Source organism: Oxalicibacterium solurbis, from assembly GCF_014635845.1.
GTDB lineage: Bacteria > Pseudomonadota > Gammaproteobacteria > Burkholderiales > Burkholderiaceae_D > Oxalicibacterium > Oxalicibacterium solurbis.
Window position 1 is genome coordinate 720,819 of the sequence record NZ_BMDP01000001.1, and the last position, 20,680, is coordinate 741,498.

Consider the following 20,680-nt stretch of genomic DNA (forward strand, 5'->3'; position numbering starts at 1 on the left):
TTTAGCATGCGGTGAACCGGACAATCCGGATAGTCCGGATTGCCCGGGCTATCACGGCATCAAGGTTTTCTTCGCACTCTGCTTGGCCTTGATTTCATTCGTCGCTTTCCGGATCGCAGCAAGACGTGCATCGGTATCCGGATGGATTGCCGTATAACCGTTCAACACACTGGCCGGATACTGGCTTGCCAGGCGTTGCCAGAACGCGGCCGCGCCGTCGATGCTGTAGCCGGCACGCGCCAGCATGTACAGCGACAGCGTATCGGCGGCCTCGTCGAGTTCCTGCGGCATCGCCTTCACGCCGGCCGTGCCGCTCAACGGCGCGGTATCCGGCGTCACGCGGATCATGTTGTCGATGATGCCGCCGATCGTGGCATTCATCTGCTGGCGCGTCGGATGTCCCAGTGCCGTATGCGCCAGTTCCTTCGCCATCACGTACGCCAGCTCGGTATCGTTGCGCGCGAAATTCAGCATGCCGCGCGTGATCAGCACGCGACGGCCGTCCGAATAGGCATTGACGTTGTCGACGTTGCCCAGTTCGATACCGAAGCCGCAAGCCTGCGTCAGCGGCACATTCGCGGTCAGCGGATTGCCATCACGCTGCAGGCCGAGCTTGACGCTGGACAAACGCCCCACCAGCGGGCCGAGCACGGCGGCAGCCTGGCGTTCGGCATTCGGTCCCTGCGGCATCGGCTGGTCCTGCACCGATGTCAGCAGATCGCCGCGCCGCACACCGGCACGCGCCGCACCGCTGTTGTTCAGCACGCCGGTCACCTGCAGGCGTTCTTCATAGCCGAGCGCGCTGGCGGCTGCCACGTAGTCTTCCGAATACGAATACTTGTTCTTCGCACTGAAGCCGATCAGGTTGCGCACATTGCCCTTGCATAGCGGCGTGTTGTTGACCAGCAGCGGCGCAGCGACACGGTACAGGCGATCCTGCTGCGTCGTGATCGTACGCAGCGCCTGTACTTGCGCCGACTCGCCGCTGCCGGCATAAGTACCGCCCGGTGCATCCAGCGGCACCGTGCTGCATCCTGCCAGCATTGCAGCTGCAGACAACAGGCCAATGCGCACCGGAACGTGTTTCAGGGAAGACAGGAAGGGACGAAGCAGGTCTTGCATGGATTTCTCCTGGTGAATCAGTATTTGCCGTTTCAGTGTTTACCGGTGCTGCCGAAACCGCCGGCGCCACGTGAACTGGCATCGAAATCGTCGACAATGTTGAAGCCGACCTGCAGCACCGGCACGATGACCAGTTGCGCCAGACGCTCCATCGGATTCAGCGTGAATTCGGTCTGGCCGCGGTTCCATGTCGAGACCATCAGCTGACCCTGATAATCGGAGTCGATCAACCCGACGAGATTGCCAAGCACGATGCCGTGCTTGTGGCCCATGCCGCTGCGCGGCAGGATCATTGCCGCATAGCCAGGATCGGCGATATGGATCGCGAGACCCGTCGGCACCAGATGCGTCTCGCCCGGCTTCAGCACCAGCGGCGCATCGAGGCAAGCGCGCAGATCCAGGCCCGCGCTGCCCGATGTCGCATATGCAGGCAGTTGTTCTTTCATGCGAGGGTCGAGGATTTTGACGTCGATATTCTTCATGTAGGGAATTTGTGGAAATACGTGAAATGGATTCGTGACGATCAGTCCGGCAGGCGCTGTGCAATTTCGGCGATCAACTGGCGCGCCAGCGTCTGCTTGTCGGCATGCGGCAACGGCAGATGGCCTTTTTCATCGAACAGCATCAGTTCGTTGTCGTCGCGACCGAAAGTCTGCGGACCGATATTGCCGACCAGCAGCGGGATATTCTTTTTCTTGCGCTTGGCTTCGCCGAATTCGATCAGGTTTTCCGATTCGGCAGCGAAACCGACGCAGTAAGGAGGCTTGTCCAATGCAGCGACGGCGGCGAGGATGTCGGCGTTTTCCTCGAATTCCAGCGTCGGCGATTTGCCATCGGCGTCTTTCTTGATCTTCTGTGCACTGGCGTTCTTCACGCGCCAGTCCGCCACCGCAGCCACCGCGATGAACACGTGCTGCGCTGCGATGCGCGACATCACGACATCGTGCATCTGTTCCGCCGTCTGCACGCCGATGCGGTGCACGCCGTACGGCGCATCCAGCGCAGTCGGGCCGGATACCAGCGTCACGTCGGCACCGGCTTCACGCGCTGCGCGGGCAATTGCATAACCCATCTTTCCCGACGACAGATTCGTGATGCCGCGCACCGGATCGATCGGTTCGAAGGTCGGGCCGGCGGTAATCAGCACGCTCTTGCCGACCAGCAGGTTCGGCTGAAAGCTGGTGACGATTTCTTCCAGTAACTGTGCCGGCTCCAGCATGCGGCCCATGCCGGTTTCGCCGCAAGCCTGTTCGCCGGCATCGGGGCCGAGCACGGCGATACGATCGTTCTTCAGTTGCGCGACATTGCGCTGCGTGGCCGGGTTCTGCCACATCTCGACGTTCATCGCCGGCGCCACCATCAGCGGCAGCGTCATCGGACGCGCCACGCACAAGGTAGAAAGCAGATCGTCGCAGGCGCCATGCGCCAGCTTGAAGATGAAATCGGCGGAACACGGCGCGATGACGATCGCATCGACGTCGCGCGTCAGGTCGATGTGCGGCATGTTGTTGTCGATGCGCGCATCCCACTGGTCGGTGACGACCGGCCGGCCGGACAGTGCCTGCATGGTGACCGGTGTGATGAAGTGCGTGGCCGCATCCGTCATTACCACCTGCACCGACGCGCCGGCCTTGACCAGTGCGCGCGTCAGTTCGGCTGCCTTGTAGCAGGCGATGCCGCCGGTCAGTCCCAGCACGATTTTTTTACCGGCAAGATCCATCGAAGACTCCTGGAAGATGTCGCGGGCTAGTGTAACAGTTCAGCTCCACTGCCCGCTATTTGCCGACGCGGCGCAATTCGTCGTAAATGAACAGGATTGCACCGATGCAGATCGCGCTGTCGGCGATGTTGAAGGCCGGCCAGTGCCAGCCGCCGACATGGAAATCGAGGAAATCGATGACGTGGCCGTAAATCAACCTATCGATCACGTTGCCGACCGCACCGCCGAGAATCAGCGCCAGCGCCCAGCTGAACAGACGCTGGCCGGCATGCCGATGCAACAGCCAGACGATGAACAGCGCCGCGGCAATACCCATCACCGTGAAGAAGTAACGTTGCCAGCCGCCGCCGGTGGCGAGGAAACTGAACGCCGCGCCCTTGTTGTAGACCAGCACCAGGTTGAAGAACGACGTGACCGTGTGCGATTCGCCGTAGAAGAACAGGCGTTCGATCGCGATCTTGGTGATCTGATCGATCAGGACCACGATCGCCGCAATGCCGAGCCAGGGCGCCATGTTGCAGGAATTGCCGAAGATTTTCTTAGCCATCGATTGTTTTCGTTGCGATGTCAGGGGAAGCGGTTCCGCATGGAGCGGAACCGCGTTTGCATTGCACGCTAAATATCATTGATGCAATTACGTCCGTAATTACGTTTGCAATTACACCGGCAATCAGGCAAAACGGCGTGCCTCGCCGCTGCCGAACAGATTGTCCACGCAACGGTCGCACAGGCCCGGATGATCGGCATGCGTGCCGACAGCCGGACGATAGTGCCAGCAGCGTTCGCATTTCTGCGCGGCGGACGGCGTGACGACCACGCCCTCTTCCTGCTCCGATGCCACCTTGCTGACTTTCGCCTGCGACGTGATCAGCACGAACTTCAGATCGTCGCCCAGACCGTTCAGCAGATCGAACTTGTCACCGCTGGCCTTCAATTCGACTTCAGCCTGCAGCGACGAACCGATCGCGCCGGTGCCGCGTACTTCCTCCAACTGCTTCATCACGTCGTCGCGGATCGTGCGCAGCGCTGCGTACTTCTGCAGCAATGTCGCAGCATCGGACACCGGCGGCAACACATAGTTCGTTTGCGTGAAGATGGTATCGCCCGCCTCGTCGCCGGCGAATACGGCCCACGCCTCTTCCGCCGTGAACGACAGGATCGGCGCCATCAGGCGCAGCAGCGAATGCGTCATGTGCCAGATCGCGCTCTGCGCCGAACGGCGCGCATGCGAGGTCACACCGCTGGTGTATAGGCGATCCTTCAGGATATCCAGATAGAAGCTGCCGAGGTCTTCCGAGCAATAGCCCTGCAGACGCGACACGACCGGATGGAATTCGTATGCGCGCGCATGTTCGACCAGTTCGCGCTGCAGCTCGGCCATCTGCGCGATCGCATAGCGGTCGATTTCCAGCATGTCGTCGACGGCGACCAGATCCTTCTTCGGATCGAAGTCGGACGTGTTCGACAGCAGGAAGCGCAGCGTGTTGCGGATGCGGCGATAGGCTTCCGTCACGCGCTTCAGGATTTCGTCGGAGATCGACAGTTCGCCCGAATAATCGGTCGCCGCAACCCACAGGCGCAGGATGTCGGCGCCCAGCGAATCGGAGACCTTCTGCGGCGCGACGACGTTGCCCTTGGACTTCGACATCTTCTTGCCTTCGCCGTCGACGACGAAGCCGTGCGTCAGCAGCGCCTTGTATGGCGCGCGGCCGTTCAGCATGGACGACGTCAGCAGCGACGAATGGAACCAGCCGCGATGCTGGTCCGAGCCTTCCAGATACAGGTCGGCCGGGAACGCCAGTTCTTTTCCATGCGAACCCTGTCCTTTTGGTCCACCTAAGACCGTCTGGTGCGTGCAACCGGAATCGAACCAGACGTCCAGCGTGTCGCGATTCTTCACGTACAGATCGGCGTCGCTGCCCAGCAATTCCTTCAGGTCCAGCGACTGCCACGCTTCAATGCCTTCCTTCTCGACGCGCTGCGCGATCTGTTCCAGCAGTTCCGGCGTACGCGGATGTAGATCGCCCGTTTCCTTGTGCACGAAGAAGGCCATCGGTACGCCCCACTGGCGCTGGCGCGACAGCGTCCAGTCGGGACGGTTGGCGATCATGCCGTGCAGGCGCGCCTTGCCCCAGTTCGGGAAGAATTGCGTTTCCTCGATTGCGGCCAGCGCGGTTTCGCGCAAGGTCGCGCCCTGGTTTTTCGGCATCACGTCCATGCCGGCGAACCATTGCGAAGTCGCGCGGTAGATGATCGGCGTCTTGTGGCGCCAGCAATGCATGTAGCTGTGATCGAACATCACCAGCTTGAACAGCGAACCGACTTCGTCCAGCTTGGCGCAGATCGGTTTCGACGCTTCCCAGATCGTCATGCCGCCGAACAGCGGCAGCCACGATGCGTATTTGCCATCGGCCATCACCGGCGCGATGATTTCGTCGTCGCGCAGACCATGCTTCTTGCACGAGATGAAATCGTCCACACCATACGCCGGCGCCGAATGCACGATGCCGGTACCGCTGTCAGCGGCAACGTAGTCGGCCAGATAGATCGGCGACGTGCGGTTGTAGCCGGGATCGACATCGGCGAATGGATGCTTGAAGCGAATGCCTTCCAGTGCCGCGCCGTCGCAGGTCGCGACGACCTTGCCTTCGAAGCCGTAACGCTTCAGCACTTCCTCGACCAGATCGGCGGCGAGAATCAGCAGCAGCGGCGCATTGTTGCGCGACGTTTCGACCAGCGCATAGCGCAGTTCCGGATGCACGTTCAGCGCCTGGTTGGACGGGATCGTCCACGGCGTCGTGGTCCAGATGACGATGTAACCCTTGTCGACCGGCAGCTTCGGCAGGCCGAACGCCTTCGCGACCTTTTCCGGTTCCGCGAACGGGAAGCCGACGTCGATCGCCGGATCGCGCTTGTCCTGATATTCGACTTCCGCTTCCGCCAGCGCGGAGCCGCAATCGAAGCACCAGTTGACCGGCTTCAGACCGCGATAGACGTAACCCTTTTCCATCAGCGTGCCGAGCGCGCGGATTTCGTCGGCCTCGTTGCCGAAGTTCATCGTCTTGTACGGGTTGTCCCACTCGCCCAGGACGCCGAGGCGGATGAAATCCTTCTTCTGGCGTTCGACCTGTTCGTTCGCATAGGCACGCGCCTTGCTCAGCACTTCATCGGTCGGCAGGTTCTTGCCGTATTGCTTTTCGATCTGGATCTCGATCGGCATGCCGTGGCAATCCCAGCCCGGTACGTAGGGCGCGTCGTAGCCGTCGAACTGCTTCGACTTGACGATGATGTCCTTCAGGATCTTGTTGACCGCGTGACCGATGTGGATGTCGCCGTTCGCATACGGCGGGCCGTCATGCAGGATGAATTTCGGGCGGCCTTTCGACGCGGCGCGAATCTTTTCATAGATCTTGCGTTCCTGCCATTGCTTGACCCATTGCGGCTCGCGCTTGGCAAGATCGCCGCGCATCGGGAACGCCGTATCGGTCATGTTGACCGGATATTTGCTGGCTGCCTTGTCGGCCGGTTTGTTTGGCTTGTCGGACATGGAAAGTTTCTTTTTCTGGGATTCTGTGGATCGAACGAACGAATGGATGAAAGCGTTCGATCGTCAAATTCGGTCGGTGGCGGACGTCGCGGCATCAGCCAGTTGGCGGAAATGCGCGCGCGCCTGCTCGGCATCGCGTTCGATCGCAGCGGTCAGCGTCGGCAGGTCCACGTACTTTTCCTCATCGCGCAGCTTCTTCAAAAATTCCACGCGCACCCGTTTGCCGTAGCACGACGTGTTGTAATCGAACAGATGCGTCTCCAGCAGCACGCGGCCGCTGTCGTCCACCGTCGGCCGCACGCCGATGCTGGCCACGCCCGGCAGCGGCGTGTCTTCCAGACCGCGCACCTGCACAACGTAGATGCCGGACACTGCCGGATGCTTGTGCGCCACGCGCAGGTTCAGCGTCGGAAAGCCAATCGTGCGTCCCAGCTTCTTGCCGTGCACGACATGGCCGGAAATCGAATACGGGTGGCCGAGCAAGGCTTCGGCACGGACGAAATCGCCATCGGCAAGCGCTTCGCGGATCGCCGACGACGATACGCGCAAGCCATCGTTGGTCACGGTCGGCTGCGTCTCGACGGTGAAGCCGTATTGCCTTCCTGCCTCGATCAGCGTCTGCACGTTGCCGGCGCGCTTGGCTCCATAGCAAAAATCCTCGCCGACGATCAGCCACTTCACGTGCAATCCCTGCACCAGGATGCGTTCGACGAATTCCTGCGGCGGCAGCGCGGCGAAATGTTCGTTGAAATGCTCGACGATCACGCGATCGACGCCGGCATGCGACAGCGATACCAGCTTGTCGCGCAGGCTGGCGATGCGCTTCGGCGCACGCGACGGATCGCCGGCGCGCGCCGCGAAGAATTCGCGCGGATGCGGCTCGAACGTCATCACCGCAGATTCGATGCCCATGCCGGACGCCACTTCACGCAGGCGTGCCAGCAGCGCCTGATGGCCGCGATGCACGCCGTCGAAATTGCCGATCGCCAGCGCACAGGGCGCGCGCGACGCAGCATTGGGAAGTCCGCGAAATACCTTCATCGAATCGTGTATGGATTTGACGGGAAAACCGTCGCAAAACCTTGAATTATAGATGCTTTCACCCTGCTCCGGACGGTGGATGCGCCGCTTACAGCGCGCCCCAGACCGCATTCAGCGCCGCCACCGCCGCCAGTCCGGCGGTTTCGGTACGCAGCACGCGCGGCCCCATGCCGAGCATCAGCACACCCTTGGCCTGCGCCTGCGCTTCCTCCTGTTCGGTGAAACCGCCTTCGGGGCCGATCATCAGCGCCACCGATTGCGGCGGATGATGGCGCGCCCAGTCCGATAGCGACTGCCCGGAACGCGGGCTAAGCATGATGCGCGGATGCAGATCCTGCTGCGCAATCCATTGCGTGAAATCGACCGGTCCAGCCACCGTCGCCAGCCGGTTGCGGCCGCTCTGCTCGGATGCGGCGACGACAATGCCCACCCAATGTTGCAGCCGTTTTTCCGCACGCTCGGCGGACAGCCGCACCACGCAGCGTTGCGATGCCAGCGGCTGGATCGCATGCACGCCCAGTTCGACCGCCTTCTCGACGATCCAGTCCATCTTGGACGCTTCCGGCAGCGCCTGCGCCAGCGTGATCGCGTACGGCAATTCGACCTCATGCGGTTCGAACAGCTTGATTTCGGCCGTCACGCGCTTTTTTTCGATGACGGAAATCGTGGCCGTATATTCGCCGCCCTCGCCGTTGAACAGCGTAATGCGGTCGCCAACCGCCAGACGCACGACCTGAACATGACGTGCGACAGCCTCCGGCAGCGTGACGACGGTGCCGAGGGCGAGCGATTGCGGGCAGTAAAAACGGGGCATGTAAAGTCCGTGGACAGTTCGTAATGGTTAGGAGTAATCCGGCGAAGTTGTCGATTCAGCATGTCTTGCACCGGCAAAGGTTAGCCAAATAATCAACGATCCGGACAGCAATTCCGATTTTAGTCCGAGGCCCCGGTCTGGTAAAATAGTCGGCTTCGCAGCAGGGCTGTTTTTCAAGGTTATTTTTGCTGTGCCCATGCCTGCAAATCGATCGCTTCGACGCACTTCCATCCGACTCGCCACCTAATCCGCCACTTAATTCGCCATTTAATCGAACATGACTTCCACGCTCCCGACGAACAAGATGGCCAACGCGATCCGCGCGCTGGCAATGGACGCAGTACAAAAGGCCAATTCCGGACACCCGGGCATGCCGATGGGGATGGCGGAAATTGCCGTCGCATTGTGGGGAAATCATTATTCGCATAACCCGGCCGACCCGAAATGGGCGAACCGCGACCGCTTCGTCGTCTCCAACGGCCACGGCTCGATGCTGCATTACGCGCTGCTGCACCTGACCGGCTACGACCTGCCGATGGACGAACTGCGCAATTTCCGCCAATTGCATTCGAAGACGCCGGGCCACCCGGAAGTCGACATCACGCCAGGCATCGAAACCACCACCGGCCCGCTCGGCCAGGGCATCACCAACGCGGTCGGCATGGCGCTGGCCGAAAAACTGCTGGCAGCAGAATTCAACCGCCCCGGCTTCGACATCATCGATCACCACACTTATGTTTTCCTCGGCGACGGCTGCCTGATGGAAGGCATCTCGCATGAAGCCTGCTCGCTGGCCGGCACGCTGGGCCTGTCCAAGCTGATCGCGCTGTACGACGACAACGGCATCTCGATCGACGGCCACGTCGAAGGCTGGTTCGCCGACGACACGCCGAAGCGCTTCGAAGCCTACGGCTGGAACGTGATCCGCGCCGTCGACGGCCACGATGTTGCCGCCGTCAACGCTGCCATCACGCAGACGAAAAAATCCGACAAGCCGACGCTGATCTGCTGCAAGACCGTCATCGGCAAGGGTTCGCCGAACATGGCCGGCACGCACAATGTGCACGGCGCCGCACTCGGCGACAAGGAAATCGCCGCCACGCGCGAAGCGATGGGCTGGAGCGACGCGCCGTTCGTCATTGCCGACGACGTCTACGCCGCATGGGATGCAAAAGCCAAGGGACTGAAGGCGCAAGGCGACTGGAACGCGAAGCTGGAAGCTTATGCGAAAGAATTCCCGCAACAGGCAAGCGAACTGACGCGCCGCATGAAAGGCGAACTGCCGGGCGATTTCGACAAGGCCGTCGACGCCTACATCGCCGCCTGCGTCGACAAGAAGGAAACCATCGCCACCCGCAAGGCCAGCCAGAACGCGATCCAGGCGTATGCACAAGTGCTGCCTGAATTCCTCGGCGGCTCGGCCGACCTGACCGGTTCCAACCTGACCAACTGGAAGGAAAGCGTCGCCGTGCGCGCCAACCAGCCGGGCAACCACATCAACTACGGCGTACGCGAATTCGGCATGAGCGCGATCATGAACGGCATCGCCCTGCATGGCGGCTACCTGCCGTTCGGCGCGACCTTCCTGACCTTCTCCGACTACAGCCGCAATGCGCTGCGCATGGCAGCGTTGATGAAAATCCGCTCGCTGTTCGTCTTCACGCACGACTCCATCGGCCTCGGCGAAGACGGTCCGACGCACCAGTCGATCGAACACGTCTCCAGCCTGCGCCTGATTCCGAACCTGGACAACTGGCGTCCATGCGACACCGTCGAATCCGCCGTCGCATGGCAACAGGCCATCAAGCGCCACAACGGCCCGAGCACGCTGATCTTCTCGCGCCAGAACCTGCCGTTCCAGGAACGTTCGGCCGAACAGATCGCCGACATCGCGCGCGGCGGCTACGTGCTGCGCGATGCGAAAGACGCAAAAGTCATCCTGATCGCGACCGGCTCCGAAATCGAACTGGCGACCAAGGCCGCCGAGCAACTCGCCGGACACGGCGTTGCTGCACGCGTCGTCTCGATGCCGTCGACCGACGTGTTCGACCGCCAGGACGATGCCTACAAGGCCAGCGTGCTGACCAAGGGCGTGCCGCGCGTCGCCATCGAAGCCGGCGTCACCGACTTCTGGCACAAGTACGTCGGCCTCGAAGGCGGCGTGGTCGGCATCGACACCTTCGGTGAATCGGCGCCAGCCGGCGTGCTGTTCAAGCACTTCGGCTTCACCGTCGACAACGTGATCGCCACCGTCAAAAAAGTGCTGGCTTAACGCAAAACGCACGTGACCGAAATCACTTTCCGCCACGCCACAGCCGCCGATGCGTCGGCTATCGCCGCCTTGCGTGTCGAAAGCTGGCGCACCAGTTATCGCGGCGTGATTCCGGAAACCTACCTGGACAACATGCGTGCCGAAGACAGCGCATCGATGTGGTCGCAAGTGCTGCAGGCCGAACGTCCCGGCATCGCCGTCTTCGTCGCCACTGCCGGCGACGAGATCGTCGGCTTTGCTTCCGGCATGCTGCTGTCGCCCGCCAAGCTGGATTGCGATGCAGAACTGACTGCCATCTACCTGAAGCCGATCGCGCAGCGCGGCGGCGTCGGACGCCGCCTGCTGGCGCTAGTCGTGCAGGCAATGCAGCAACACAAGGCGACGTCGCTGTTGACGTGGGTGCTTGCCGACAACAAACCCGCGCGCCAGTTTTTCGAAGAACTCGGTGCGGCGTTGCTGGTCGAACAACCGTTTTCGTGGGATGACCTCGAACTGACCGAAGCCGGCTATGCCTGGCACGATCTGGACCGGCTGCTGCAGGATTGCGGCAGCGAAAAGAATGTTTTGCAGTTGAAACTGAGTTGAACCCTTTCTGGAGAAGAAGATGACCATCCGCGTCGCAATCAACGGTTACGGCCGCATCGGCCGCAATGTCCTTCGTGCGCACTATGAAGGCGACAAGAAGAACGACATCCAAATCGTCGCCATCAACGATCTCGGCAAGCCCGAATCGAACGCGCACCTGACCCGCTACGACACGGTACACGGCAAGTTCCCCGGCACCGTCGAAGTCGACGGCGATTGCATGGTCGTCAACGGCGACCGCATCAAGGTCTTCGCCGAACGCGATCCGGCCAAGCTGCCGTGGGGCGACCTGAAGGTCGACGTCGTGATGGAATGCACGGGCTTCTTCACCACCAAGGAAAAAGCGTCGGCTCACCTGAAGGGTGGCGCGAAGAAAGTCATCATCTCGGCGCCGGGCGGCAAGGACGTCGACGCGACCATCGTCTACGGCGTCAACCACACCGTGTTGAAATCGACCGACACCGTGATCTCGAACGCATCGTGCACGACCAACTGCCTGGCGCCGCTGGTCAAGCCGCTGCACGACAAGCTCGGCATCGTCAACGGCCTGATGACGACTGTGCACTCGTACACCAACGACCAGGTACTGACCGACGTGATGCACGAAGACCTGCGCCGCGCACGCTCCGCCACGCATTCGATGATCCCGACCAAGACCGGCGCTGCCGCTGCGGTCGGCCTCGTGCTGCCGGAACTGAACGGCAAGCTGGACGGCTTCGCGATCCGCGTGCCGACGATCAACGTTTCGATCGTCGACCTGTCCTTCATCGCCGCGCGCGACACGACGGTCGAGGAAGTCAACGCGATCATGAAGGAAGCATCGGAAGGCGCGCTGAAAGGCATCCTGACCTATCAGACGGAACAGCTGGTGTCAGTAGACTTCAACCACAATCCGGCATCGAGCAGTTTCGATGCGACGCTGACGAAAGTCTCCGGCCGCCTGGTGAAAGTCTCGTCGTGGTACGACAACGAATGGGGCTTCTCGAACCGCATGCTGGATACGACGACGGCATTGATGAGCGCAAAATAAATCGTTGCTTCATCAAATAAAAAACGCCCCGATATCGGGGCGTTTTTGTTTCCGCATCAACAACGATGCATCACGTGCCTGCCTTCACCGCCTTCTCGATATCGGCACGCGACAGTTCCGGCGCAAACAACTGGATGAAATCGTAGGTATAACTGCGCAGGTACGCGCCACGCCGCACTGCCAGTCGCGTGACGTTCTGCGCGAACAGATGCGCGCCGTCGATCACCTTCAAGCCCGTACCTGTCAGCGTATCGCCATTGCGATGCTGCAACGCCATCGATGCCACCAGGCCGACACCGAGGCCGAGTGCGACGTATTGCTGAATGACGTCGGAATCCATTGCGGTCAGTACGATATCCGTCGTGATGTTTTCCTGACGGAAGGCATCGTCGATGTGGCCGCGGCCGGTGAAGCCGAGGTCGTAAGTAATGAGCGGATATTCGGCCAGATCGGCCAGCGTGACCGGATTTTTCTGCAGCAGCGGATGACCGTCCGGCACGACGATCGCGTGATGCCAGCGGTAGCACGGGAAGGAAACCAGTTCATCGAACTGGCTCAAGCCTTCGGTGGCAATGCCAACGTCCGATCTGCCGGAAATGACCCATTCGGCAATATGCTCGGGCGAACTCTGCTGCAGCGCGATGCGCACCTTGGGGAAAGCGGAACGAAATGCCTGCACGACCTTGGGCAGCATGTAGCGCGCCTGCGTGTGCGTGGTAGCGACGGCCAGCGTGCCGATTTCCTGCGCCGTGTATTCGCGGCTGGCGCGCTGCAGGTTTTCCGCTTCCAGCAGCAGGCGGTCGATGATCTGCAGGATGCCGCGGCCGGGATCGGTCAGGCCGGTCAGGCGCTTGCCGTTGCGCTCGAAGATATCGACGCCGAGCTCTTCTTCCAGTTCGCGGATCTGGCGGCTCACGCCCGGCTGCGATGTGTACAGCACGTTGGCGACTTCGGTCAGGTTGTAGCCGCAGCGCGCGGTTTCGCGTATCGAACGCAGTTGCTGAAAATTCATCGTGGGACACCCTGTCAAAACGCCGTCGAATCGGCGGAAATCATTGTGCGATTCCCCGATGATCCGACTGCGCGCTGCTTCGACGGCGCGCCCGGATCGATCAGACGGAATCGTCGATAAACACCTGCAGCTTTTTCGGGCGGACGACCAGCGTTTCACCTTCCTTCAACTGCATTTGCGTGAAGCGGTCGTTCGAAATCACGGCCTCGATCAACGCGTTGTTGTCGTCGCGCTCCAGTTCGAGCTGTGCCAGCGGGCCGATCGCATGAACACGCAGCAGCTTGACGACGATGCCGTCAATGCCGTCTGCGTCCCGCGCGTAACGCTCGACTTCCAAATCGTGCGGACGCACATAGCCGATACCCTTCGCATCCTGCGTCTGCGCGTAGTCGGGGGCGGCGAACGACAAGCCTTCCGACTGCAACACGCCTTCGTGCACGCGGCCGTGGAACAGGTTGACGTTGCCGAGGAAGCCGTAGACGAACGGCGATGCCGGATTGTTGTAGACCTCGCGCGGCGCACCGATCTGCTCGACATTGCCCTTGTTCATCAGCACGATCTGGTCGGCCACTTCCAGCGCTTCTTCCTGATCGTGCGTGACGAAGATGCTGGTGACGTGCAGCTCGTCATGCAGGCGACGCAGCCAGCGGCGCAGTTCCTTGCGCACCTTGGCATCGAGCGCACCGAACGGTTCGTCCAGCAGCAGCACGCGCGGCTCCACCGCCAAGGCGCGCGCCAGTGCGATGCGCTGACGCTGGCCGCCGGACAGTTGCGGTGGATAGCGATCAGCCAGCCAGTCGAGCTGCACCAGTTCCAGCAGCTTCATGACCTTTTCCTTGATCTGCGCTTCCGACGGCCGCGTCGCAGCCGGGCGCACGCGCAGACCGAAGGCGATGTTCTCGAACACACTCATGTGCTTGAACAGCGCGTAGTGCTGGAACACGAAACCGACCTGGCGTTCGCGCACGTGGCGCGCCGACGCATCCTGTCCGTCCAGCAGCACCTGGCCGTTGTCCGGCTGTTCGAGGCCGGCGATGATGCGCAGCAGTGTGGTCTTGCCGCAGCCGGACGGGCCCAGCAATGCCGTCAGTTCGCCCGCCGGAAAGCTCAGCGAGACGTCGTTCAGCGCGACGAAACTGCCGAACTGCTTGTGAATGTTCCTGACTTCGATACTCATGATCCCTGCTCCTGAAACTGTTCTTCCTGCACGGCGCGCACGTCATGTCCGTTACGCAAGCGCCACTCGATAAATGATTTGAGCGCCAGTGTAACGAGTGCCAGCAGCGCCAGCAACGACGCAACCGCAAAAGCCGCCGAAAACTGGTACTCGTTGTACAGAATCTCCACCTGTAGGGGGATCGTGTTGGTCTGGCCGCGGATGTGGCCGGAAACCACCGACACCGCGCCGAATTCGCCCATCGCCCGCGCATTGCAGAGGATCACTCCGTACAGCAGCCCCCACTTGATGTTCGGCAGCGTCACGTGCCAGAACATGCGCCAGCCCGACGCGCCCAGCACCAGCGCGGCCTCTTCTTCCTCGCTGCCCTGCGACTGCATCAGCGGGATCAGTTCACGCGCCACGAATGGGAAAGTGACAAACACCGTCGCCAGCACGATGCCCGGTACCGCGAACAGGATCTTGATGTTGTGATCCAGCAGCCACGCGCCGAACCAGCCTTGCGCGCCGAACAGCAGCACGTAGATCAAACCCGAGATCACCGGCGACACAGAGAACGGCAGATCGATCAGCGTCAGCAGGATGCTCTTGCCGCGAAATTCGAACCTGGCAATGCACCACGATGCCGCGATGCCGAACACCAGGTTCAGCGGCACCGCAATCGCCGCCGTCAACAGCGTCAGCCTGATCGCCGCCAGCGCATCCTCTTCGACGATGGCAGCGAGGTAGGCGTCCCAGCCTTTCTTCAATGCTTCGGCAAACACCGCCACCAGCGGCACGAACAGGAACAGCGTCAGAAAGCCCAGTGCAATGCCGATCAGCAGTCCACGCACCCACCAGGATTCCACCGTTGCCGGCGGCACTTTGGCGGCACGCGGCACGGCAATTGCCGGCAACACGGGAGAAGGAGCAATCGCCGCCATTTCAGCCCCTTTCCGCACGACCGCGCTTGCGCGACCATGCCTGCAACAGATTGATCGTCAGCAGCATCGCAAACGACACCAGCAGCATCACGACCGCAATCGCCGTCGCACCTGCATAGTCGTACTGCTCCAGCTTGGTCACGATGAACAGCGGTGTGATTTCGGACACCATCGGCATGTTGCCGGCGATGAAGATGACCGAACCGTATTCGCCGGTCGCCCGGGCAAAGGCCAGCGCGAAACCGGTCAGCAGCGCCGGCAGCACGGTCGGGAAAATCACCTTGGCGAACGTCTGCCAGTGGCTCGCTCCCAGACTGACGGCCGCTTCTTCCAGCTCGCGCTCCGCATCTTCCAGCACCGGTTGCACGGTGCGCACGACGAACGGCAGGCCGATGAAAGTCAGCGCGACCACCACACCCAGCGGCGTGAACGCCACCTTGATGCCGATCGCTTCCAGATATTGTCCGATCCAGCCGTTGACCGAATACAGCGCCGTCAGTGCGATACCGGCCACCGCGGTCGGCAAGGCAAACGGCAGATCGACCAGCGCATCGACGATCTTCTTGCCCGGGAATTCATAGCGCACCAGCACCCAGGCGACAATGCCGCCGAAGAAGACATTCAACAACGCACCGAGCAGCGCCGCGCCGAACGTCAAACGATAGGAAGCCAGCACGCGCGGCGACGTCACCGCCGCGACGAAACCGTCCCAGCTCATCGAGAACGTGTTCAGGAACACGGCCGACAGCGGGATCAGCACGATCAGGCTCAGATAGAACAGCGTGAAGCCCAGCGACAGATGGAAGCCGGGCAACACCCTGGTCACGATATGTTTCTTTTCTGCAATGGCAAATACGGCGGACATAATGGCTCTTTATTACAAATCCAGCTAACAGGTCGCCATAATTGCACTCCATCGTTATAAAGAGAACGAATCTTTTTGCATGCCGTTAGAAGAAAAACATATATGGGCCGCTTCCGCCATAAAGTGGCAAGGTAGGCGGCAACTGTATCGAGCAGGCGATCGGCGGCTCATCCACCGGGAATCGCAAGCGGTGTGCGTCGGCCCGACGTTTTGCGCTTCCAACCTGATGCGAATGGCTATTCTTTCAACATGGACTCTCTTATAACGGCCTCCGCACGCGCGCTCGCCGCCGGCGACACGCTGAACGCCCTCAAGCATGTTGCCCTGCGTGATGATCCGCCCGCGCTGGCCTTGCGCGGAATCGCCATGGCGCAACTCGGCGAACATGCGCGCGCTCGCGAGCTTTTGCGCACCGCTGCGCGTCGCTTCGGCGCGCACGAAGACTTGTCCCGCGCGCGCTGCATTGTCGCGGAGGCCGAGATTGCCATGATCATGCGGGACTTCGGCACGTCACCACGTGCACTGATGACGGCCATGACCACACTGGAAGCGCACGGCGACCGCGCCAATGCAATGCAGGGAAGACTCATCACCGCACGCAAGCATTTACTGCTCGGTCGTCTGAAAGATGCGGAAGACATCCTTCGGCAACTTGATATCGCCAGTCTCGCATTGCCGCTGGTGGCGGTGGCCGAACTGACTGTTGCGGAACTGTCCTTGCGACTGCTTCGCATCGGCGATGCACAAGAAGCGCTTGCCCGTGCGCAGAAAGCGGCCGATCGCGCACAAGTGCCGGTGCTGCACCAGGAGGTGCTGGAAGCGCGGACGGCATTCAACCGTCCCGCCGCCCGGAAAATCCACAAAGGCGAGGAACGGACATTGCCGCTGGATGAAGTCGCAACGCTGCTGGCTTCCGATACGCTGGTGATCGATGCCTGTCGCCACGGGCTGGTTTCCGGGGAAACATGGTTGCCGCTGGCACGCCGCCCGATATTGTTTGCACTGGTACGGGCACTTGCAGAGGCGTGGCCGAACGATGTCGATCGCTCTGCCTTGATCGCATGTGCATTCCGAACCCGGCATTTCGATGAATCGCATCGTGTCCGTTTGCGTGTAGAGATCGGACGCTTGCGTGCATTGATCGCACCGTTGGCCCGCATCGAGGCTACCGAACACGGATTTCTTCTGAGACCGAACAAGCAATGCAGTGTTGTCCTGCTGGCGCCGCCCGTCGATGGCGACGAGGGTGCACTGATCGCCTTGCTTTCCGATGGCGTTCCATGGTCGACGTCGGCCCTCGCATTGGCGCTGGGTGCCAGTCAACGCACCGTACAGCGCGCACTGGCAGCGCTCGAATCCGCCGGACAGGTGCGCTCGATCGGCCGAGGGCGCGCGCAACGCTGGCTGGCGCCGCCGCTGACGGAATTCACGACAATCTTGTTACTCCCGGTTGCGCTGTCGATCACATAGAGTGTTCCTGAGCGCCGCATCAAGGCGCATTACAGGAAGCTGAAAAACAAGGAGCTGAAAATGACCAGTACCACCAGCAAAAATGTGATGGAAGCCGTCGCACACAAGGCCGAAATCGTGCGTGAATATGGCCCGTTTGACGGCGCAGACTGCGTGCACGGCGTCACGCACGACGGCAAACTCGTGTGGGCCGCCACCGGTCGCGAATTGATCGCATTCGATCCTGCAAGCGGGAGGCCCGCACATACGTTGCAACATGCCTGCGATGCAGGAACCGCGTTCGACGGCACCTATCTTTACCAGATTGCCGAACATCGCATCGACAAGATCGATCCTGCCAGCGGCAAGGTGATCGCATCGATTCCGGCACCCGGCAATGGCTGCGATTCCGGCATGGCATGGGCGGAAGGCAGTTTGTGGGTAGGCCAATACCGCGACCGGAAAATCCATCAGATCGACCCGGCTACCGGCGCCATCATCCGCACCATCGAATCCAATCGGTTCGTCACCGGCGTGACCTGGGTCGATGGCGAACTGTGGCACGGAACATCGGAAGAAGGAGAAAGCGACATTCGTCGTATCGATCCGGAAAACGGCGCTGTGCTCACGCGGCTGGAAATGCCGGCCGGCACTTCCGTCAGCGGACTGGAATCCGATGGACAGGATCTTTTTTTCTGCGGCGGCGGCAACAGCGGGAAAGTCCGCGCGGTAAAGCGCCCGAAGGATGCAATCGCGATGTGACTGCCCGTTCTCGCTCGGCTCCTCCGAGCGAGAACGCCGATCCGAAGCAGTATCCTGTGCACCGAGAGGAATGAAATTCCGGCACGATCAGATTCGCCGGTACCAGCCTCGGCCTGCTTCTTCGCATCGCGCCGAGAGCATGCAAGTCAATCGGGGCGGTCGTTTTCCTTCTGTCCCATGCCGAGGCCGATTCCCACTCCCATGCCGGCACCGGCACCACTCATGTTGCCGCCACGCGTAGAAGCTTTGCCGCCTTCCTTGCCGGCATCACCTTTGCCGCGGCTGCCGCTGGATTGTGAGCGCGTCGGCCCTTGCAGCGGAATGCTGATATCCGACGGAATAGCTCCCAGATCGAGCGCGGCACGAATGAAGTTGCGCAGGGAAACGACCAGTTCGGCGGTATGGATCGGCCGGCCGGCAGCCATGTCGGTTGCCGCCTGGCTCGCCAGGCGCACATGCTCTTCGGTGCCAAGCAGAATGATGTCCGACAACGCGGCTTCCACGGCATCGCGGATGCGGCGTGCGCGATCGGAACTGGAAATCTCGTCCTGTTCCGCTGCCTGCTCGCCCTCTTCTTCGCGCACCGCCAGACGCAGATCGCGCAAATGCGTGGGATCGACCGTCAGCTGTCCGGTAAAGGAGCCTCCCAGGGTTTTATATGCGGCAATCAATGTCCTGAGCCGCTCGTTGATCTGGCGGTTCATCCGTTCGCGACGCTGCTGAATCGTCTGCATCATCAGTACGCGCGCACCCACGCCGATCAGCGTGAAGACCGCGAGTCCGAGGATCGTCGTCAGTACGCCATGCCAGGAATTGAAATCGAAATAACGCACAGTCGCCTCCGCAATTGTTTGCAGTAGCGACTAGTGTACTGAGCTTGCGTTTTTCGTGGGCGGCGGCGAATCGTCCGGTATCGCGACTGACGACCGAACTTCAGCAGGATGCGCGCAAGGAAGGCAGGCAGACATCCGCCACTGCACGCAAGCGCCCCAGTTGCTGCAGCCCCTGTTCCCAATCGCCCAATGCCGATTCCGCATTGATGTGGCCGAGCGCACCGACGTTGACGAAACCGCAGCCCCAGCAGTCGGCCCAGTATGCCGCGCGGTGCGCCACCATCCACGGATCGTTCTCGCTGCCCATCATGATCGTCGGGCAACGCATGCGGGCATCGCGCAACAGATGGGCAACGCCGAACTTTTCCGGATCGGCCGGCGCCACCAGCAACGCCGCAACGACATGCGGAAAACGCCGCGTTGCGTGCACCGATGCCAGGCAGCCGAAACTGTGCGCGACGATGATGACGGGCCGTGTCGACTGCTGCAGCTTTTCCGTCAGCCGCTGCGACCAACCAATCAGATCAGCGCGATCCCAACGATCCTGTTCGACGCGTTCGAAAGCAGGGTAATGCACCTGCCAGCGCGTCTGCCAATGGCCGGGGCCGCTATCGTTCAGCCCCGGAACGATCAGCACGCGATAATCGGACAGGTCCGGCAACATCATGATGCGATCGCCGCCGGCAAATCATCGCGAACAGCGTCGCTGTGCGTCTCTGCAATGTGCGGAATGGCCGTCGGCACATCCCACAGAAAACCTTGCGCAAGAACAGGCCACCCCGTCCGTGCCTGCAGCGCATGCAGCTTGTCACGCACGGCCGTCGATTCGACCCGCTTGAAGATGACGGTTGCATTGCCGGCCTCCGCTTCTTCCAGCAATTGCAGGGCGGCACCCTCGTCGTTCAGTTCGCGCGCATCCAGCTTGACGACATCCGGGCAGATCTGGCGCAGTTGCTCGATTCCCTGCCGCGCATCGGCGACATTAATCGCCAGACGAAAGCCATTGCGCCGGTAATTGTCGGCCACGTAATGCGCAATCCATGCCTGATCTTCCCGGATCGTCGGCAGTTGCAGCACGACATTCGTCCACGGCAGGCCGAGCAGGTCCAGCACGCGACGGAAAGACATGCCGTGATTGCTGTCGACGGCGGCCAGCAAGCGTGCATGCACGCTGAGATACAGATCGGCGTCCGCCAATGACGGCTGCCGATAGAAATTGACGGTATGCAGCAGGCGGCACAGCCGATCCAGTTCGATCGACTGCTCATCGGTGGCCGTTGTATCGAGCAGCTTCCAGACGCTCAGGCCATCGTCGCTATGCGACTGGCTGCGCATGAAACCCTGCATGCCTACAATGCGGCCGGCGCCTATTTCACGGATCGGCTGGAACACGCTGGTCAGCGTGGCATTCAGATAACGGCCGTAGGCTTTCCCCTCCCGATCCAGCCACAGGGAAGTATCGACCGGCGCATCGCGCAGACGCGCCAGGTAATCCTGCAAAGCGGGAAAGCTCATCGTTTTCCTTTCC

General features: G+C 61.2%; 19 protein-coding genes. 5 read left to right on the forward strand and 14 right to left on the reverse strand.

Annotated features, from left to right (window positions below; all coding sequences use genetic code 11):
- Window positions 1–51 precede the first annotated feature (51 nt).
- The 7 genes from IEV40_RS03440 to IEV40_RS03470 form a co-directional block, all read right to left on the reverse strand.
- Complete coding sequence (locus IEV40_RS03440; RefSeq protein WP_188419542.1) at window positions 52–1,122, reverse strand: M48 family metalloprotease; 1,071 nt, start codon at window positions 1,120–1,122, stop codon at window positions 52–54.
- Between the two features lie 32 nt (window positions 1,123–1,154).
- Window positions 1,155–1,604: a dUTP diphosphatase gene (dut, locus tag IEV40_RS03445; protein ID WP_188419543.1), complete on the reverse strand. Its 450-nt coding sequence runs from the start codon at window positions 1,602–1,604 to the stop codon at window positions 1,155–1,157.
- 41 nt (window positions 1,605–1,645) lie between these two features.
- Window positions 1,646–2,842, reverse strand: a complete 1,197-nt coding sequence (coaBC, locus tag IEV40_RS03450; protein WP_188419544.1) for a bifunctional phosphopantothenoylcysteine decarboxylase/phosphopantothenate--cysteine ligase CoaBC — start codon at window positions 2,840–2,842, stop codon at window positions 1,646–1,648.
- Window positions 2,843–2,897: 55 nt separating this feature from the next.
- Window positions 2,898–3,389 (reverse strand): signal peptidase II, encoded by a 492-nt coding sequence (gene lspA, locus IEV40_RS03455; RefSeq protein WP_188419545.1) that lies wholly within the window; start codon window positions 3,387–3,389, stop codon window positions 2,898–2,900.
- A 123-nt stretch (window positions 3,390–3,512) separates the two neighbouring features.
- Window positions 3,513–6,389 (reverse strand): isoleucine--tRNA ligase, encoded by a 2,877-nt coding sequence (gene ileS, locus IEV40_RS03460; RefSeq protein WP_188419546.1) that lies wholly within the window; start codon window positions 6,387–6,389, stop codon window positions 3,513–3,515.
- A 63-nt stretch (window positions 6,390–6,452) separates the two neighbouring features.
- Complete coding sequence (locus tag IEV40_RS03465; RefSeq protein ID WP_188419547.1) at window positions 6,453–7,430, reverse strand: bifunctional riboflavin kinase/FAD synthetase; 978 nt, start codon at window positions 7,428–7,430, stop codon at window positions 6,453–6,455.
- An 88-nt stretch (window positions 7,431–7,518) separates the two neighbouring features.
- Complete coding sequence (locus tag IEV40_RS03470; RefSeq protein ID WP_188419548.1) at window positions 7,519–8,244, reverse strand: 16S rRNA (uracil(1498)-N(3))-methyltransferase; 726 nt, start codon at window positions 8,242–8,244, stop codon at window positions 7,519–7,521.
- A gap of 277 nt (window positions 8,245–8,521) precedes the next feature.
- On the opposite strand from IEV40_RS03470, the gene tkt reads away from it, so the two are divergent.
- From tkt to gap, 3 genes are read left to right on the forward strand one after another with little or no spacing between them, the layout of a single operon-like run.
- A complete protein-coding gene (gene tkt / locus IEV40_RS03475; protein ID WP_188419549.1) occupies window positions 8,522–10,516 on the forward strand; it encodes a transketolase in 1,995 nt (664 codons plus the stop codon).
- A 12-nt stretch (window positions 10,517–10,528) separates the two neighbouring features.
- Entirely contained in the window at window positions 10,529–11,101 is a 573-nt protein-coding gene (locus tag IEV40_RS03480; protein WP_188419550.1) for a GNAT family N-acetyltransferase, read from the forward strand.
- A 19-nt stretch (window positions 11,102–11,120) separates the two neighbouring features.
- Window positions 11,121–12,131, forward strand: coding sequence for a type I glyceraldehyde-3-phosphate dehydrogenase (gap, locus tag IEV40_RS03485; RefSeq protein WP_188419551.1), 1,011 nt, complete (start codon window positions 11,121–11,123; stop codon window positions 12,129–12,131).
- 70 nt (window positions 12,132–12,201) lie between these two features.
- Here the strand turns inward: gap and IEV40_RS03490 are convergent, their stop codons facing one another.
- The 4 genes from IEV40_RS03490 to cysT form a co-directional block, all read right to left on the reverse strand.
- Window positions 12,202–13,143 (reverse strand): CysB family HTH-type transcriptional regulator, encoded by a 942-nt coding sequence (locus IEV40_RS03490; RefSeq protein ID WP_188419552.1) that lies wholly within the window; start codon window positions 13,141–13,143, stop codon window positions 12,202–12,204.
- 100 nt (window positions 13,144–13,243) lie between these two features.
- Window positions 13,244–14,320 (reverse strand): sulfate/molybdate ABC transporter ATP-binding protein, encoded by a 1,077-nt coding sequence (locus IEV40_RS03495; protein WP_188419553.1) that lies wholly within the window; start codon window positions 14,318–14,320, stop codon window positions 13,244–13,246.
- Complete coding sequence (gene cysW / locus IEV40_RS03500; RefSeq protein WP_188419554.1) at window positions 14,317–15,243, reverse strand: sulfate ABC transporter permease subunit CysW; 927 nt, start codon at window positions 15,241–15,243, stop codon at window positions 14,317–14,319. Before cysW ends, IEV40_RS03495 begins: the two co-directional genes overlap by 4 nt.
- A gap of 1 nt (window position 15,244) precedes the next feature.
- The gene (gene cysT, locus IEV40_RS03505; protein ID WP_188419555.1) at window positions 15,245–16,108 is read right to left on the reverse strand and encodes a sulfate ABC transporter permease subunit CysT; all 864 of its coding nucleotides are present in this window, start codon (window positions 16,106–16,108) and stop codon (window positions 15,245–15,247) included.
- A 249-nt stretch (window positions 16,109–16,357) separates the two neighbouring features.
- On the opposite strand from cysT, the gene IEV40_RS03510 reads away from it, so the two are divergent.
- Both IEV40_RS03510 and IEV40_RS03515 read left to right on the forward strand, forming a co-directional pair.
- On the forward strand, window positions 16,358–17,578 hold the full coding sequence (locus IEV40_RS03510; RefSeq protein ID WP_188419556.1) for a helix-turn-helix domain-containing protein: 1,221 nt from the start codon (window positions 16,358–16,360) through the stop codon (window positions 17,576–17,578).
- A 60-nt stretch (window positions 17,579–17,638) separates the two neighbouring features.
- A complete protein-coding gene (locus tag IEV40_RS03515; RefSeq protein ID WP_188419557.1) occupies window positions 17,639–18,319 on the forward strand; it encodes a Vgb family protein in 681 nt (226 codons plus the stop codon).
- A gap of 146 nt (window positions 18,320–18,465) precedes the next feature.
- Here the strand turns inward: IEV40_RS03515 and IEV40_RS03520 are convergent, their stop codons facing one another.
- From IEV40_RS03520 to IEV40_RS03530, 3 genes are all read right to left on the reverse strand, one after another.
- Window positions 18,466–19,152 (reverse strand): hypothetical protein, encoded by a 687-nt coding sequence (locus IEV40_RS03520; protein ID WP_188419558.1) that lies wholly within the window; start codon window positions 19,150–19,152, stop codon window positions 18,466–18,468.
- Between the two features lie 100 nt (window positions 19,153–19,252).
- Complete coding sequence (locus IEV40_RS03525) at window positions 19,253–19,819, reverse strand: RBBP9/YdeN family alpha/beta hydrolase (protein ID WP_188419559.1); 567 nt, start codon at window positions 19,817–19,819, stop codon at window positions 19,253–19,255.
- Window positions 19,816–20,667: an EAL domain-containing protein gene (locus IEV40_RS03530; RefSeq protein WP_188419560.1), complete on the reverse strand. Its 852-nt coding sequence runs from the start codon at window positions 20,665–20,667 to the stop codon at window positions 19,816–19,818. Before IEV40_RS03530 ends, IEV40_RS03525 begins: the two co-directional genes overlap by 4 nt.
- Window positions 20,668–20,680: the final 13 nt, after the last annotated feature.